The sequence below is a fragment of the Methylobacterium tarhaniae genome, assembly GCF_001043955.1.
GTDB lineage: Bacteria > Pseudomonadota > Alphaproteobacteria > Rhizobiales > Beijerinckiaceae > Methylobacterium > Methylobacterium tarhaniae.
In genome coordinates, this window is record NZ_LABZ01000165.1 from 1 (window position 1) to 14,299 (window position 14,299).

At 70.6% G+C, this 14,299-nt stretch carries 11 protein-coding genes and 1 tRNA gene; 5 read left to right on the top strand and 7 right to left on the bottom strand.

Annotated features, from left to right (window positions below; translation table 11 throughout):
- Positions 1–177 precede the first annotated feature (177 nt).
- Positions 178–2,913: a S8 family serine peptidase gene (locus VQ03_RS31120; protein WP_053078690.1), complete on the bottom strand. Its 2,736-nt coding sequence runs from the start codon at positions 2,911–2,913 to the stop codon at positions 178–180.
- Positions 2,914–3,227: 314 nt separating this feature from the next.
- Positions 3,228–4,919, bottom strand: a complete 1,692-nt coding sequence (locus tag VQ03_RS21655) for a methyl-accepting chemotaxis protein (protein ID WP_048452983.1) — start codon at positions 4,917–4,919, stop codon at positions 3,228–3,230.
- Between the two features lie 512 nt (positions 4,920–5,431).
- Between VQ03_RS21655 and VQ03_RS21660 the strand changes: the two genes are divergently transcribed.
- Positions 5,432–6,364, top strand: a complete 933-nt coding sequence (locus VQ03_RS21660; RefSeq protein ID WP_048452984.1) for an AEC family transporter — start codon at positions 5,432–5,434, stop codon at positions 6,362–6,364.
- A gap of 49 nt (positions 6,365–6,413) precedes the next feature.
- Here VQ03_RS21660 and rpoH read toward each other — a convergent pair whose 3' ends face one another.
- On the bottom strand, positions 6,414–7,304 hold the full coding sequence (gene rpoH / locus VQ03_RS21665) for an RNA polymerase sigma factor RpoH (RefSeq protein ID WP_048447606.1): 891 nt from the start codon (positions 7,302–7,304) through the stop codon (positions 6,414–6,416).
- Between the two features lie 260 nt (positions 7,305–7,564).
- Positions 7,565–8,554, bottom strand: coding sequence for an RluA family pseudouridine synthase (locus VQ03_RS21670; protein WP_048452985.1), 990 nt, complete (start codon positions 8,552–8,554; stop codon positions 7,565–7,567).
- A 102-nt stretch (positions 8,555–8,656) separates the two neighbouring features.
- On the opposite strand from VQ03_RS21670, the gene VQ03_RS21675 reads away from it, so the two are divergent.
- Positions 8,657–8,732: transfer RNA gene (locus VQ03_RS21675), tRNA-Glu, on the top strand.
- 187 nt (positions 8,733–8,919) lie between these two features.
- Here VQ03_RS21675 and VQ03_RS33885 read toward each other — a convergent pair.
- The 3 genes from VQ03_RS33885 to VQ03_RS21685 all read right to left on the bottom strand — a co-directional run bounded on the left by VQ03_RS33885 (position 8,920) and on the right by VQ03_RS21685 (position 10,961).
- Positions 8,920–9,036 (bottom strand): DUF418 domain-containing protein, encoded by a 117-nt coding sequence (locus tag VQ03_RS33885; protein WP_167376117.1) that lies wholly within the window; start codon positions 9,034–9,036, stop codon positions 8,920–8,922.
- Between the two features lie 207 nt (positions 9,037–9,243).
- The gene (otnC, locus tag VQ03_RS21680) at positions 9,244–9,918 is read right to left on the bottom strand and encodes a 3-oxo-tetronate 4-phosphate decarboxylase (protein WP_048452986.1); all 675 of its coding nucleotides are present in this window, start codon (positions 9,916–9,918) and stop codon (positions 9,244–9,246) included.
- Positions 9,915–10,961 (bottom strand): LacI family DNA-binding transcriptional regulator, encoded by a 1,047-nt coding sequence (locus tag VQ03_RS21685; protein WP_048452987.1) that lies wholly within the window; start codon positions 10,959–10,961, stop codon positions 9,915–9,917. The genes otnC and VQ03_RS21685 overlap by 4 nt, the downstream gene beginning before the upstream one ends.
- Before the next feature lie 133 nt (positions 10,962–11,094).
- Between VQ03_RS21685 and ltnD the strand changes: the two genes are divergently transcribed.
- The 3 genes from ltnD (at position 11,095) to otnK (ending at position 14,270) form a co-directional block, all read left to right on the top strand.
- Positions 11,095–12,066: an L-threonate dehydrogenase gene (gene ltnD, locus VQ03_RS21690; RefSeq protein WP_157064197.1), complete on the top strand. Its 972-nt coding sequence runs from the start codon at positions 11,095–11,097 to the stop codon at positions 12,064–12,066.
- Positions 12,067–12,222: 156 nt separating this feature from the next.
- Positions 12,223–13,005, top strand: a complete 783-nt coding sequence (otnI, locus tag VQ03_RS21695; protein ID WP_048452989.1) for a 2-oxo-tetronate isomerase — start codon at positions 12,223–12,225, stop codon at positions 13,003–13,005.
- The gene (gene otnK / locus VQ03_RS21700; protein WP_048452990.1) at positions 13,002–14,270 is read left to right on the top strand and encodes a 3-oxo-tetronate kinase; all 1,269 of its coding nucleotides are present in this window, start codon (positions 13,002–13,004) and stop codon (positions 14,268–14,270) included. Before otnI ends, otnK begins: the two co-directional genes overlap by 4 nt.
- The last annotated feature ends 29 nt before the right edge of the window (positions 14,271–14,299 follow it).

Consider the following 14,299-nt stretch of genomic DNA (forward strand, 5'->3'; position numbering starts at 1 on the left):
TGCTCGGGCCTGCCCGAGATCGAGGTTGATGCTCGGGCCTGCCCGAAATCGAATCGATGCGTCGGCATCCCGGGCCGGTGGTCTCGTCCGGAGACCGCGCCGTGAGCGGCTCCGCGCGGCCATCCGGTGCTTGCCCGCGGCCCCGCCGGACATGGGCGGGGCCGCGGGGTCGCCGCGTCACGCGAAGGTGAAGTTCGCCGCCGAGAGGCTGCCGGCCTGCACGTTCTGCAGCGTGATGAGGTCACCCGCGCCGTAGGCGATCGTCAGGTTCGTGCCGTCCTGCCGGCTCGCCGCGAGCACCCCGCCGAAATCCACGAAGGCGCCGCCGTTGAACGCGATCACGTCCGCCTCGGTGCCGCCGGCCACGAAGTCGGTGATCTGGTCGAGCCCGTCGCCGGCGCCGAAGGCGAAGACGTCGCTGCCCGCCCCGCCGGTGAGAACGTCGTCGCCGGCATTGCCGAACAGAAGGTCGGCGCCCGTATCGCCCGTCAGCGTGTCGCGTCCCGCGCCGCCCGACAGGTCATCGGCATCGGCCCCGCCCGACAGGGTGTCGTCGCCCTCGCCGCCGAAGATCTGGTCGTTGCCGGCATCGCCCGTCACGTAGTCGTTGCCGTCGCCTCCCCAGATGGTGTCGTTGCCGTCCTCGCCATAGACGCCGTCGTTGCCGGCCTCGCCGAACAGCAGGTCGTCACCCACCTCGCCGTGCACCTCGTCGTTGCCCGCCCCGCCCCGGGCCGTATCGTTGCCCGAGCCTGTACCGATGAAGTCGTTGCCCTGTTGGCCGGAGACCGAGTCGGCGCCCTCGCTGCCGAACAGCGTGTCGTCGCCGGTGCCGCCATAGACGAGGTCGTCGCCGCTGCTGCCGTCGACCAGGTCGTCGCCGTCGTCGCCGAACAGCAGGTCGTTGCCCGCCCCGCCCCGCACGGTGTCGCGGCCCCAGCCGCCCGAGCCGAAGTCGTTGCCGTCGCCGCCGGTCACGAGGTCGTCGCCATCCTGCCCGAGGACGAGGTCGTCGCCCCGTCCGCCCGACAGGCTGTCGGCGCCGCCGCCGCCCGCGAGCGTGTCGTTGCCGCGCCCGGCCGTCATCGTCTCGGCGTCGACGGTGCCGGTCAGGCTGTCATTGCCGTCGCCGGTGGCGAGCCTGGCGAGCCGGGTGGTCTCATCGATGCGCGTGGCGATGCCCGCGATGGTGGCCTCGTGCCGGGCAAGGTCGATGACCGTGTCGCCGGTGACGGCGGCAGCGTTCAGACCGTGCGGGCCGGGCGCGGCGGCGATCACGGCGCGCGCGGCGTCGCTCCCGGCGAGGTGGCCGTAATCATCCGTGTAGATGAAGGTCTGGCCGGCATCCGCGGTGTCGCCCATCAGGGTGAGCGACGCTTTCAGGAGCAAGGCGCTCGTCTCGCTCCCGTTGGTGACATCGAGCCTCCAGGTGCCGGCATCCGCCATGACGCCCCAGTTCTGCACCGTATCGAAGGAGTAGGACAGCTTGGACGGCAGGCGGGCCTGGGTGGCATACGAGGCCGGATCCAGCAGCTTCGTCACCGTCCGTCCGTCCGGACCCGTGAGGGTCAATCCGACGCCCGCGATGTCGGAGGCGGGAACGGTACCGTCAGCGGAGGGGAGCATCTGCATCTCGACCGTGACGACCGTGTGCTGGACGCGCATGGGATTCAGGAAGGACGCGGTCAGGCTGAGGCTGCCCTGGGATCCGACGGCGGTGCCGTTGTCCGAGGGGCCCTTCCACAGGATGGTCGTCTGCTTGAGATTGTCGTACGTGCTCTGCTTGGTCCAGCTCTCGGCGAGCCGCACCGCTGCCCTCGCGTCGATGAGGCCGAAGCCGAGATCGTCGTTGAACCGGTGGCCGCCGCCGTTCCAGTCGGTTGCGCCGTTGGTGTTCCAGGTCGCCACCCCGTCGGGAGTGCGGGCGCTGTAGGCCAGGATCTCCTGGACGTCCCGGTAGCCGAGGAGGGGATTGGCCTCCAGCATCAGCGCGACGACGCCGGTGGCGATCGGTGTCGCCGCCGAGGTGCCGTTGAAGCCGGAGCCGACCGCGTCGGTGTAGTCGCCGTCTGGGGCCGTGTTGTAGCCGGCGGTCCCGAGCAGGTCAGTGGTGACGATGCTGTTGATGTTGTTGGCGGTGGGCGGCACGCCGTCGGAGCTGACGCCGCTCCCGGGCGAGGCGACCAGCACGTTGGGACCCGGCGTCGAGTACGAGGTGACGGTCCCATCCGCGTTCGCCGCCGCCACGGTGATGACGTAGGGCGAATTGGTCTGTGGGGCAAACACCGTGTTGTCGCCCTCCTCCCGCGCGTTCCCGGCGGCGAACAGGTTGACGATGCCCAGCCCGGCGCGCCCCTGCTGCGCGAGCTTCAAATGCGCCGGTGAATGATAGATCTGGGCGGAGGTATACGCCATCGGGTCGTTACGAGAACTGCCGTCTCCCCAGCTGTTATTGACGACGGAAACGCCGTCCATCAGCATATACTGCACCGCTTCCATATACGGATCTGGAGAGAACGGGCGTAGGCTTCCCTCATCGATGCCTGAGTAGCCGATCCCCTTGCTGCCGAAGGCGACTCCGACGACGCCCTGCCCGTTTTGCGCCGCCAGGATGAGGCCCATGCTCGCAGTGCCGTGGACCTCCTTGATGGTCCCGCGCTCGCTCTCGAGCGTGTTGTAGAACTTGTCCGCCAGCGCGTTGGGTGCGAGATCAGGATGGTCGAGTTCGAAACCACCGTCGAGGACGCCGACCACGACGCCCTTGCCGGTATAGTCCTTCCAGACCTCGGTGACGTTGATATCGTTGCGGTACGCACCGTTCGCCTGGGGCAGGCCCATGATGTCCTGCCCGGTATTGAGCAGATGCCATTGCGAGCCGAACAACGGATCGTTGGGAACGTAGCCAGCGGTCATGGATCCTGCACTCGTCAAGGCGGACGGCCTCTTCGGAGCGAAGCGTAGCCGTAGTCTTGCCGTAGCAGGCCTATTCAGAAGATACAAGAGATCCTATACAACAGGGAACAAATGCGAATATATTCGCAACTTGAACAATATTAGCACTGGCGGCGATCGATCAGCATCGGCCATATTCATTAAATAATGATTAACCATGTATCACGATGCAATCCGGGACAAGGCTCGCGGCCGGGCGCCCACCGCCAGCGAACCGGGGCTCCACCATGCGGGCCGGCGGGACGAGCCCCGGACACCATCGTCCGGACCTCGTCTCACGCTGCCCGGACGGTCGCCAGAAAGCGGGCGACCTCGGCCGAGAGATGCTCGGATTGTCGCGACAATTCGGAGGCCGAGGCCAGCACCTGGTGCGCGGCCGCGCCCGTATCCTCGGAGGCGCGCGCCACGCCCGCGATGTTGCCGGTCACCTCGGAGGTGCCGCCCGCCGCCTGCGCCACGTTGCGGACGATCTCCTGGGTCGCCGCGCCCTGCTGATCCACCGCCGAGGCGATGGCGGCCGCGACGCCGTTGATCTCCTGAATCCGCCCGGTGATGCCCCCGATGGCGCCGACGGCCTGGCTGGTCACGGCCTGGACCTGGCCGATGCGCTGGCCGATCTCCTCGGTGGCCTTCGCCGTCTGGGATGCCAGTTCCTTCACCTCTGCCGCCACCACGGCAAAGCCGCGCCCCGCCGCACCGGCCCGGGCCGCCTCGATCGTGGCGTTCAGCGCCAGCAGATTGGTTTGGCCGGCGATGGTCGAGATCATCCCGACCATGGCGCCGATCTGCTCGGCGGCCTGGGCGAGCTCCTGCACCAGCTGCGAGGTCTGGCCGGCCTCGGCCGTGGCAGCCTGGGCGAGGCCCGCCGAGCCGGCGACCTGCCGGCCGATTTCCTGCACGGCGGATCCCAGCTCCTCGGTCGCCGCCGCCACCGTGCCGACATTGGCGGCGGCTTCCTCGGCCGCCGCCGCGACCGCCGTCGATTGCGCCGCGGTCTCGGCCGCCGTCGCGGTCAGCTGCTGGGCCGTCGCCTGAAGCTCGGTGGCCGAGGATGACACGATGCCGACGATGCCGCCCACCGCACGCTCGAACCCGTCGGCCAGCTCCATCATCGTGCGCTTGCGCTCGCTCGCGGCGGCCTCGGCGGCGATGCGCCGGACCTCCTCCTCCTCGGCGGCCTTCTGCGCCACCATGGTCCGGATACCCTCGACGGCGCGGCCGACCGTGCCGATCTCGTCGCCGCGCCGGGCCTCCTCGATCTCCGCCACGGTCTCGCCGTGCGCCATGCGCCGCAGGACCGCGACCAGGCTGCCGAGTGGGCGCGTGATGCCCAGGACCGCGATCACGACCGCCGCGAAAAGGCCGGCCAGCATGCCCGCGGCGCTGAAGGCGATCAGGCCGTGGCGGGTGGCATTGGTCTGGTCGGTCAGGGCGTCCGAGTTCGCCTCCATGTAGCCGCGGATGTCGTCGGCGAGCCGGGCGCCCTCGGCGACCATGGCCTGGAAGGTCGGGTCGATGTCCCGATGCACGAGATCGATGGCTTCGGCGTTGCGGTTGGCGGCACCGAGGCGGCGCACCTCGGAGACGTTCCGGACGAAGCGGTCGAGGCGGCCGGCCTGCTCGTCGATCCGGCTCGCGAAGGAAGGGGCCTCGGCGCGCAGGTCGGAGAGCATCTTGGCAACGTGCGGCAGGGCCGTCTCGAAGCCCGCATTGGCGGCCTGCATCTGATCGCGCTCGGTCTCGGCGATGATCCGGTAGACCCAGTAATTGAGTTCGAAGACCAGGCGGTTCGCGCGCCGGGCGGTCGCGACGGCGCGAGCCTCACGATTGATGAAGAGGCTGTATGCATCGTCGATCACGGTCATCCGCCCCTGGGCGTACCAGACGCATCCCCCGACGATCACGCCGATCAAGGCGATGATGGCCGAGATCTTGGGCAAGATCTTGATGTTGGACAAGCGCAGCATGTGACACCCCCCGATCACTCATGATTTGAATTAGCGTGGTAAATATTCGCTGAATCCGCAGGGGAAGGGTGATGCTCGCGGGCCTTGCATCGTCACGCAGCAGGGCTTCGATCGCGCGTCCAGTGCGCATCCGGGCACTCACAGTGCAGCGCTTCGGCACGCCATGTCCCATGACGGCAAGCGGTTCTCGACCATCCCGTGGATCGCCCGGTTCGGACTGTTCCTGCGGCTTGGGGTCCTGCGTGCGGCACGAAGATCGACTATAGGACTAAAATCTTATCTTGCGGACGTTCGTTCGCGGACCGGGCAACGGACCTTCGCCGCCTTTCGCCATATCCGGAAACGCCGGCCGTGGCGGACGGGGGGCGATGCACGCGTGGCCGTCCGCGCCCAGGTCGGCTGGGATGGCGCCGTCCGGCGCGATAAGCTGAGCCGTCATCCGAAGACCCCGATCCGGGTCTCACCGATCGGCCCTCTCGCCTCGAAGGCAGCCTCGTGTTGATCGCCTCCCCATGACCGGCGCCGTCCTGCTGGCGCTCCTGCCGGTCGTCCTCCTCACCGCCCTCGGCCTCACCCTGCGCCGCCGCCGCTTCCTCGCCGAGAGCTTCTGGCCGCAGGCCGAGCGGCTCGGATACTTCGTGCTGCTGCCGAGCCTGTTCTTCCACAGCCTCGCCACCGCGCGGGTCGAGGGGGTGCCGGTGGGGGCGCTCGCCCTGACGCTGATCCTCTCGACCGTGATCGTGGCCGGCCTCGTCGTCGGCTTACGGCCGCTGATCCGGGTCGACGGCCCGGCCTTCACCTCGGTGTTCCAGGGCAGCGTGCGGTTCAACAACTATGTCGGGGTCACGCTCGCGGCCGGCCTGTTCGGCACGCAAGGCATCGCGCTGGCGGCGATCTGCAACGCGGCGATCGTGCCGACGGTCAACATCCTGTGCGTGCTGGTCTTCGCCCGCCACGGCGCGGCGCGGCTGTCGCCGCGGGGCGTCGCCAGGCAACTCGTCACCAACCCGCTGATCGTGTCGTCACTCGGTGGGATGGCGTTCCAGCTCCTCGGCTGGGGCATTCCCGTGGGGCTGGAGCCGGCGATGCGCACGCTCGGCGCCGCCTCGCTGCCGATCGGCCTGCTCTGCGTCGGGGCCGCGCTCGACTTCACGGGGGCGCGGGCCTGGGTGGGGCCGGTCATGTCGGCCTCACTGATGAAGTTCCTGGCGATGCCGGCGGCCACCCTGGCCGTTGCCCTGAGCCTCGGGCTGCACGGGCCGGCCCTGACCACGGCCCTGCTGTTCCAGGTGCTGCCCACCGCCTCCTCGGCCTACATCCTGGCGCGCCAGCTCGGCGGCGATGCGCCGCTGATGGCCGGGATCACGGCGGTGCAGACCGTGCTCGCGCTCGTGGCGATGCCGCTGGTGCTGATCGGCCTGTCGGTCTTCGTACTGATGGGGTGAGACCGGTCCTTCCGGACCGGTGCCGATCCTCCGGATCGGGGGCCGGCCGTCAGGCCGGCACCCCCGCCCGCGGCGCCTCGCGGGTGGCGAGGTTGCGCTTGACCGCGTCCTGGACCTTCTCGAAGGCCCGCACCTCGATCTGCCGCACCCGCTCGCGGGAGACGCCGAACTCGCTGGAGAGGTCCTCCAGGGTGATCGGGTCGTCGGCGAGGCGGCGGGCCTCGAAGATCCGGCGCTCCCGCGGGTTGAGCACGCCGAGCGCGTCCTTGAGGGCGGCGAGGCGGTTCTGCCCCTCCTCCTCGCGGGCGAGCACGGTCTCCTGGGTCGGGCTGTCGTCGACGAGCCAGTCCTGCCACTCGCCCTCGCCCTCCTCGCGCAACGGCGCGTTGAGCGACGCGTCGCCGCCGAGGCGGCGGTTCATGTCGATCACGTCCTGCTCGGGCACGCCGAGGCGGGTGGCGATCTGCTTGACCTGGTCGGGGCGCAGGTCGCCCTCGTCGAGGGCGGAGATGCGGCCCTTGGCCTTGCGCAGGTTGAAGAACAGCTTCTTCTGGTTCGCGGTGGTGCCCATCTTCACGAGCGACCACGAGCGCAGGATGTATTCTTGAATCGCCGCCTTGATCCACCACATCGCATAGGTGGCGAGGCGGAAGCCCTTGTCGGGATCGAAGCGCTTGACGGCCTGCATCAGGCCGACATTGCCCTCGGAGACCACCTCGCCGATCGGCAGGCCGTAGCCGCGATAGCCCATGGCGATCTTGGCCACGAGCCGCAGGTGGGAGGTCACGAGCTTGTGGGCGGCGTCACGATCGCCATGTTCGCGCCAGCTCTTGGCGAGCATGTATTCCTCCGTCGGCTCCAGCATCGGAAACCGGCGGATCTCGTCGAGGTAGCGCGACAGGCCCCCTTCGTTGGCGAGCACGGGAAGTGCAGCAGCCATTCCAACCTCCTGAAAGCTCCCCGCGAAGACATGGGCGAGCGCGAACGACCTCCCGTTGGCCGGTCGTTCGATCTGCCACACTAGCAGAGAGCGGCCCGGCCCGGTAGCGACGGGTGTCGCCACCAACGCGTGAGGCGCCGTTTTGTGCTGCCGTGGCGGTTCGCCGCGTGCGGTGCCGCACTGCCCTAGAGTGAGCGCAAGCCCGCTCCCTCGTCAATGAGACGTGCGACACGGGCGTTCTCATCCCGAACCGTGTCCGTTCAGGGCGTCAGCGCCGCGATCAGCCGGGCCATGTCGGGCGGCGGCGGGCTCTCGAAGCGCATCGATTCGCCGGTGCGGGGATGGCGGAAGCCGAGCAGGGCCGCGTGCAGGGCCTGGCGGCCGAGATCGGCAAGGGCTTGGCGCGCGTCGGGTTCGAGGCGGTTGGCCTTGGTGCGGAACGCCGCGCCGTAGACCGCGTCCCCGAGCAACGGGTGTCCCTTGTGGGCGAGGTGGACGCGAATCTGATGGGTGCGCCCGGTCTCCAGCCGGCAGCGCACCAGCCCCACCGGCTCCTGCGTCCCGAGCATGGCTTCGATGCGGTAATGGGTGATCGCGTGGCGGCCGCGGCCCTCCCGCACCACCGCGATCTTCTCCCGGTTGCGCTCCGAGCGGGCCAGCGCCGCGTCGATCGTGCCGGTGGCGGGTTCGGGGAAGCCCCAGACCAGAGCCAGATAGGCCCGCTCCAGGGGCCCGGTGCGGCCGTGATCGGCGAATTGCGCCGAGAGGTCCTGGTGGGCGAGGTCGGTCTTGGCCACCACCATCAGGCCGGTCGTGTCCTTGTCGAGGCGGTGGACGATGCCGGGCCGCGCGACGCCGCCGATGCCCGACAGGCTCGCGCCGCAATGGGCGAGCAGCGCGTTGACGAGCGTGCCGCTGTCGTTGCCCGCGCCCGGATGGACGACGAGCCCGGCCGGCTTGTCGATCACGATCAGGTCGTCGTCCTCGTAGACCACCGCGAGGTCGCGGGCCTCCGGCTCCGGCTCGGCCGGGCGCGGCGGCGGCACCGTCACGGCGACGCGCCGGCCGGGCGCGACCTTGGCGGAGGGATCGCCGATGGCGGCATCCTCCAGGGTCACCTGCCCCTCGCGGATCAGCGCCTGAAGGCGGCTGCGCGACAGGTCCGGCCACAGCCGCGCCAGGGCCCGGTCCAGGCGCTCGCTCCCCTCCCCCGGCGGGATCACTCCCTCCCGCAGCTCGGCCTCGCTCAATCCGTCTCTCCCGCGGCATCATCCGAAAACGCAGCCGGGATACGATTTCGGGCTTGTGCCCGTCCAGGCCCCTGGCTATACAGCCGCCATCCCGCCGGGCCAGCTCCCATCGTCTAGCGGTCTAGGACGTCGCCCTCTCACGGCGAAAACAGGGGTTCGAGTCCCCTTGGGAGCGCCACCGGCCGGAGATCTTTTCGGATTTCGTTTTGTGTCCATGGTGTGCTTCGGGCACGCGGCGCATCGCTCCGTTTAACCTTCTCCCTTTCTGACGACCGGCATCGCATCAGGCGCCCGGCCCCGGCTTGCGCCCGCAGGTGAGCGCACCGCCACAGCCCTTCGAGCCGACGGAAACGGTGCCGCAGCCGTCACCAGCGCGCGACGACCTGCGCGCCGCAGATCGCCAGGACGAGGCCCAAGCCCCTCGCGAGGTCGAGCCGGCCGAACAGCCCGAACCCGTAACCGTAGAAGACCAGGCCGAGCACGAGAGACTCGCACGATCCGGCAAGCGGGCGGTCCTCGACCAGGCGGCCCAGCGACGACGATGGACTATCCAACCCGCGACCTCATCCCGAGGTCGTGGTGTGGACGGATAGTTCGCCACAATTCTTCATCGTGAGATCACGCGCAAGCACGATCTCGACATGAGACGGGACATCGAAGCGATCAACTTCTTCGATGCATCCACTGCATCAATGCCCGTGCTCCGGCAGCGTCAACCCGAAATGGCTCACCAGATCCTGCACCTGCGCCGGGGTCAGGTGGCGCGGGTTGAGGTTGCGCAGCAGCAGGTAGAGCTTGGCGGTCTCCTCCAGCTCCTCGGTGGCGAAGACCGCCGCTTCCAGAGTGTCGCCGGCCACCACCGGGCCGTGATTGGCGAGCAGCACCGAGGAATAGTGCCCGGCGAGCCCCCGGATCGCGTCCGCCACCGCCGGGTCGCCGGGGCGGAAATACGGCACCAGGGCCACCGCGCCGGCCCGCATCAGGCTGTAGGGGGTGAGCGGCGGCAGCACCGCGCGGGGGTCGATCTCCGGCAGCATCGAGACCGCGACGGCGTGGGTGGAGTGGAGATGCACGATCGCCCGGGCCGAGGCCCGGCTGTCGTAGAGGGCGCCGTGGAGCGGGATCTCCTTGGTCGGCTTGTCGCCCGACAGGAGCCGCCCGTCGCGGTCGAGGCGGGAGATCCGGGCCGGGTCGAGGAAGCCGAGGGACGCGTTGGTCGGCGTCACCAGCCAGCCGCCGTCGTCGAGACGCAGCGAGATGTTGCCGGACGAGCCGGGGGTCAGGCCGCGCTCGAACAGCGAGCGCCCGAAGCGGCAGATCGCCTCGCGCAAGGCGGATTCGCTTGATCCCGATACATCCGTCACGCCGTCGCTCCCTCGATCAACTCGAAGCCGAGATCCACCACCGCCGCCGGCCCTCCGGCGCAGAGGAGCCGGGCCGCCGTGGCGCCGGCCTCGACCCGCGGGGTGCGGATGGTGGCGAGCGGCTGCGGCATCAGCCGGCCGACATCGAGGCCGTTATAGCCGAACAGGGCCAGCCGCTCCGGCACCGCGAGGCCGTGGGCGAGGCAATGGAAGTAGCCGCCGAGCGCCATGTCGTCGTTCGAGAAATAGGCCGCGTCGAGGTCCGGCACGCGGGCGAGGAGAGATTCCAGCCCGTGCCGTCCGGCCTCGACCGAGGAGGGGCTCGCGACCCGTTCCTCGCCGACGAGCGCCAGCCCGGCCTCGCCCAAGGCATCGCGAAAACCCGCATAGCGCTTGGCGGCGCGCCTGTCCTTGGTCAGGTCGTGGCCGATATAGCCGATGCGGCGGTAGCCGCGGCCGGCGAGGTGGCGGGCGCTCGCCTCGCCGGCGGCGCGGTTGGAATAGCCGACCACGATGTCGAGCCCCGGCCCGTCGGTGTCGAGAAGCTCGGCCACCCGCACGCCGCTGGCGAGGAGCCGGCGCCGCGTGCCCGGATTGTGCTCGAGCCCGGTGACGATCAGCCCGGCCGGACGCCAGCTCAACAGCGAGCCGACCACCGCCTCCTCGCGGTCCTGGTCGTAATCGGTGACGGCGATGACCGACTGGAAGCCCTCCTGCTCCAGGGCCGCGGTCGCCCCGCGCAACAGGTCCGGGAAGACGATGTTGGTGAGCGAGGGGATGACGATGCCGATCAGCCGCGAGCCGGTGGAGGCCAGCGTTCCGGCGATGCGGTTCGGCACGTAGCCGAGGCGCGCCACCGCCGCCTCGACCCGGGCCCGGGTCTTCTCCGAGAACGAGCCGTGGCTGCGCAGGACCCGCGACACCGTGCTCTCGCCGACCCGCGCCTCGCGGGCGACGTCCGCCAGGGTGATCGGGCGCCGCCCGGCGCCGTCCCGCACGCCCTCCTCGTCGGCCGCGAAGACCTCGTTGATCCCCTCGTCCATCGGCCCTCCCCCTCTTCCCGGCACCTTGTCACGGACGCTCGGGAGCGCCACGATGTCATGGTTCCCCGGCCGGCTCAACGGATCCATGATCCGGATTGGCAGCGCTGCCAAATCGATGCTAAGGCTTGGGACGATGGCGCGGCGCCAGATCGCGCAAGGTTCGGGTCGTTCGCGGCCCGCAGGGAGGAAGCGCATGAGCGACACACCCGCCCGCGTCGCGGTGATCGGCCTCGGTTCGATGGGCTACGGCATGGCGCAGGCCCTGCGCCGGGCCGGCCTCGACGTCGCCGGCAGCGACGTCGCCCCCGACAACGTGGCGCGCTTCGCCGCCGAGGGCGGACGCGGCGCCCGTCACCCGGCGGAGGCCGCGGCGGACGCGGGCATCGTGGTCTGCGTGGTCGTCAACGCGGCCCAGACCGAGGCGGTCCTGTTCGGGCCCGACGGCGTCGCCGCGGCGATGCCGGAAGGCGCGGTGTTCGTCTCCTGCGCCACCATGGACCCGGAGATCGCCCGCCGCCTCGCCGCGAAGCTCGAGGCCACGGGCCGCCACTACCTCGATGCGCCGATCAGCGGCGGCGCCCAGCGGGCCGCGCAAGGCGAGCTGACGATCCTGGCCTCGGGCAGCCGCGAAGCCTTCGCGCGGGCCAAGCCCGCCCTCGATGCCATGGCGGCCAAGCTCTACGAGCTCGGCGACGCCGCCGGCCAGGGCGCGGCCTTCAAGATGATCAACCAGTTGCTCGCCGGCGTGCATATCGCGGCGGCGAGCGAGGCGATGGCCTTCGCCGCCCGCCAGGGCCTCGACCTGCGGCGCGTCTACGAGGTCATCACCGCCTCGGCCGGCAATTCCTGGATGTTCGAGAACCGGATGCCGCACGTGCTGGACGGCGATTACGCGCCGCGCAGCGCCGTCGACATCTTCGTCAAGGATCTCGGCATCGTGCAGGACATGGCGCGGACCCAGAAATTCCCGGTGCCGGTGGCGGCCGCCGCGCTCCAGATGTTCCTGATGGCATCGGGTGCCGGCATGGGCCGGGACGACGACGCCTCGGTGGCGCGGATCTACGCGCAGGTGACGGGGACGGCGTTGCCGGGCGGGGCGGGCTGAAACTTCGTTCAATCCACCGAACCGATACCCTCCTGGTCGTTCCGGGCTCCGCTTCGCGGCCCCGGAACGACGCGGAGGATACGCAACGTGGGCGCCTGGCCGACATGCCGCCGACAGGCCAGGGCACCGGCGCCCCGCGCCGATGGGAGGATCTTCATGCCGCGCTTCGCCGCGAACCTGACCCTGATGTTCACCGAGGTCCCGTTCCTCGATCGCTTCGCCGAGGCCGCTGCGGCCGGGTTCGAGGCGGTGGAGTTCCTGTTCCCCTACGACCACCCGCCCGAGGCGGTGGCTGAGCGCTTGAGGGCGCACGGCCTGACCCAGGCCTTGTTCAACCTGCCCCCGGGCGACTGGGCGTCGGGCGAGCGCGGCCTCGCGGCGCTCCCTGAGCGGTTCGAGGAGCTGAAGGCCGGCGTCGAGACGGCGCTGGCTTACGCCCGCGCCACCGGCGTGAAGCGCCTGCACCTGATGGCCGGCATGGCCGACCGGAACGATGCCAAGGCGCAGGATTCCTACCGCCGCGCCGTCGCCTGGACGGCGGAGCGCTTGGAGAAAGAGGGCCTCGACCTCGTCCTCGAGCCGATCAACGCCCGCAACATGCCGGGCTACTTCCTCAACGATTTCGGTTACGCCGCTGACCTGATCCGCGATCTGGCCCTGCCGAACCTGAAGCTCCAGTTCGACCTCTATCACTGCCAGATCCTGCACGGCGACGTGACCATGCGGCTGCGCGCCCTGATGCCGATCATCGGCCACGTCCAGACGGCGAGCGTGCCGGAGCGGCACGAGCCCGGCAGCGGCGAGATGAACGACGCCTTCCTGTTCGCCGAGCTCGACCGGCTCGGCTATGACGGCTTCATCGGCTGCGAGTACAACCCGCGGGCCGGCACGCGCGACGGGCTCGGCTGGTTCGCCCCCTACAAGGGAGCACGGACATGACCCTGGCGCTGGGCTGCATCGCCGACGACTACACCGGCGCCTCCGACCTCGCCAACACCCTGACCAAGGCGGGCCTGCGCACCGTCCAGACCATCGGGGTGCCGGCGGGCGATCTCGCGCTCCCCGAGGTCGACGCCGTGGTGGTCTCGCTCAAGAGCCGCTCGATCCCGGCCGGGGAGGCGGTGGCGCGCTCGCGCGAGGCCGCCTCCTGGCTCGACGCCCGCGGCGCCGGCCACCTGCTGTTCAAGGTCTGCTCGACCTTCGATTCGACGGATGCCGGCAATATCGGCCCGGTCACCGATGCGCTGCGGGAGGATGCGGGCGAGGCGATCGCGCTGGTCACCCCGGCCTTCCCGGAGACGGCGCGCACCGTCTATCTCGGCCACCTCTTCGTCGGCGCGATGCCGCTCGCCGAGAGCCCGCTGAAGGACCATCCCCTCAACCCGATGCGGGATTCGAACCTCGTGCGGGTGCTGGCGCGCCAGAGCCGAGCGGAGGTCGGACTGATAGACCTCGCCACGGTGGCGCAAGGGGCGGAAGCGGTGAGCGCGCGTCTCGACGCGCTGGTCCGCGAGGGCAAGGGCGCCGCCATCGCCGATGCGGTGCTCGACCGCGACCTCGCGGTCCTGGGCGCGGCGGCCCTCACCCGAAAGGTCTCGACCGGCGCCTCGGGCCTCGGCCTCGGCCTCGCCCGCGCCCTGGTGGCGTCCGGCCGGGTCGCCCCCGCCGCCGCGGACACCGATCTCGGAGGCCCGATCGGCGGCCCGGCGGCCTGCCTCGCCGGGAGCTGCTCGCAGGCGACGCTCGGGCAGATCGCCCGGGCCGAGGCGGCGATGCCGGTGCGCCGCCTCGACCCCGCGCGGCTGCTCGCCGGCGAGGACGAGGCCGGCGCGGCCCTCGCCTGGGCGGCGGAGCGGATCGGCGACGGCCCGGTTCTGATCGCCAGCAGCGCCGGGCCGGAGGACGTGGCCGCGGTCCAGGCCCGCTACGGCCGCGACGCCGCCGGCCACGCCATCGAGGACGCGATGGCGCGGATCGCCGAGGGGCTGGTCGCCCGCGGGGTGCGCCGGCTGGTGGTGGCCGGCGGCGAGACCTCCGGCGCCGTGGTCGACCGCCTCGGGCTGCCGGCCTTCCGCGTCGGCCCCGAGATCGCCGCCGGCGTGCCGGTCCTGCGCACCACCGACCGGGACATGTGGCTGGCGCTCAAGTCCGGCAATTTCGGCGGGCCGGACTTCTTCGCCGACGCGCTGCGGTTGATGCCGTAGCGACGATCGACCTGGCCGGGCGGCGCCGT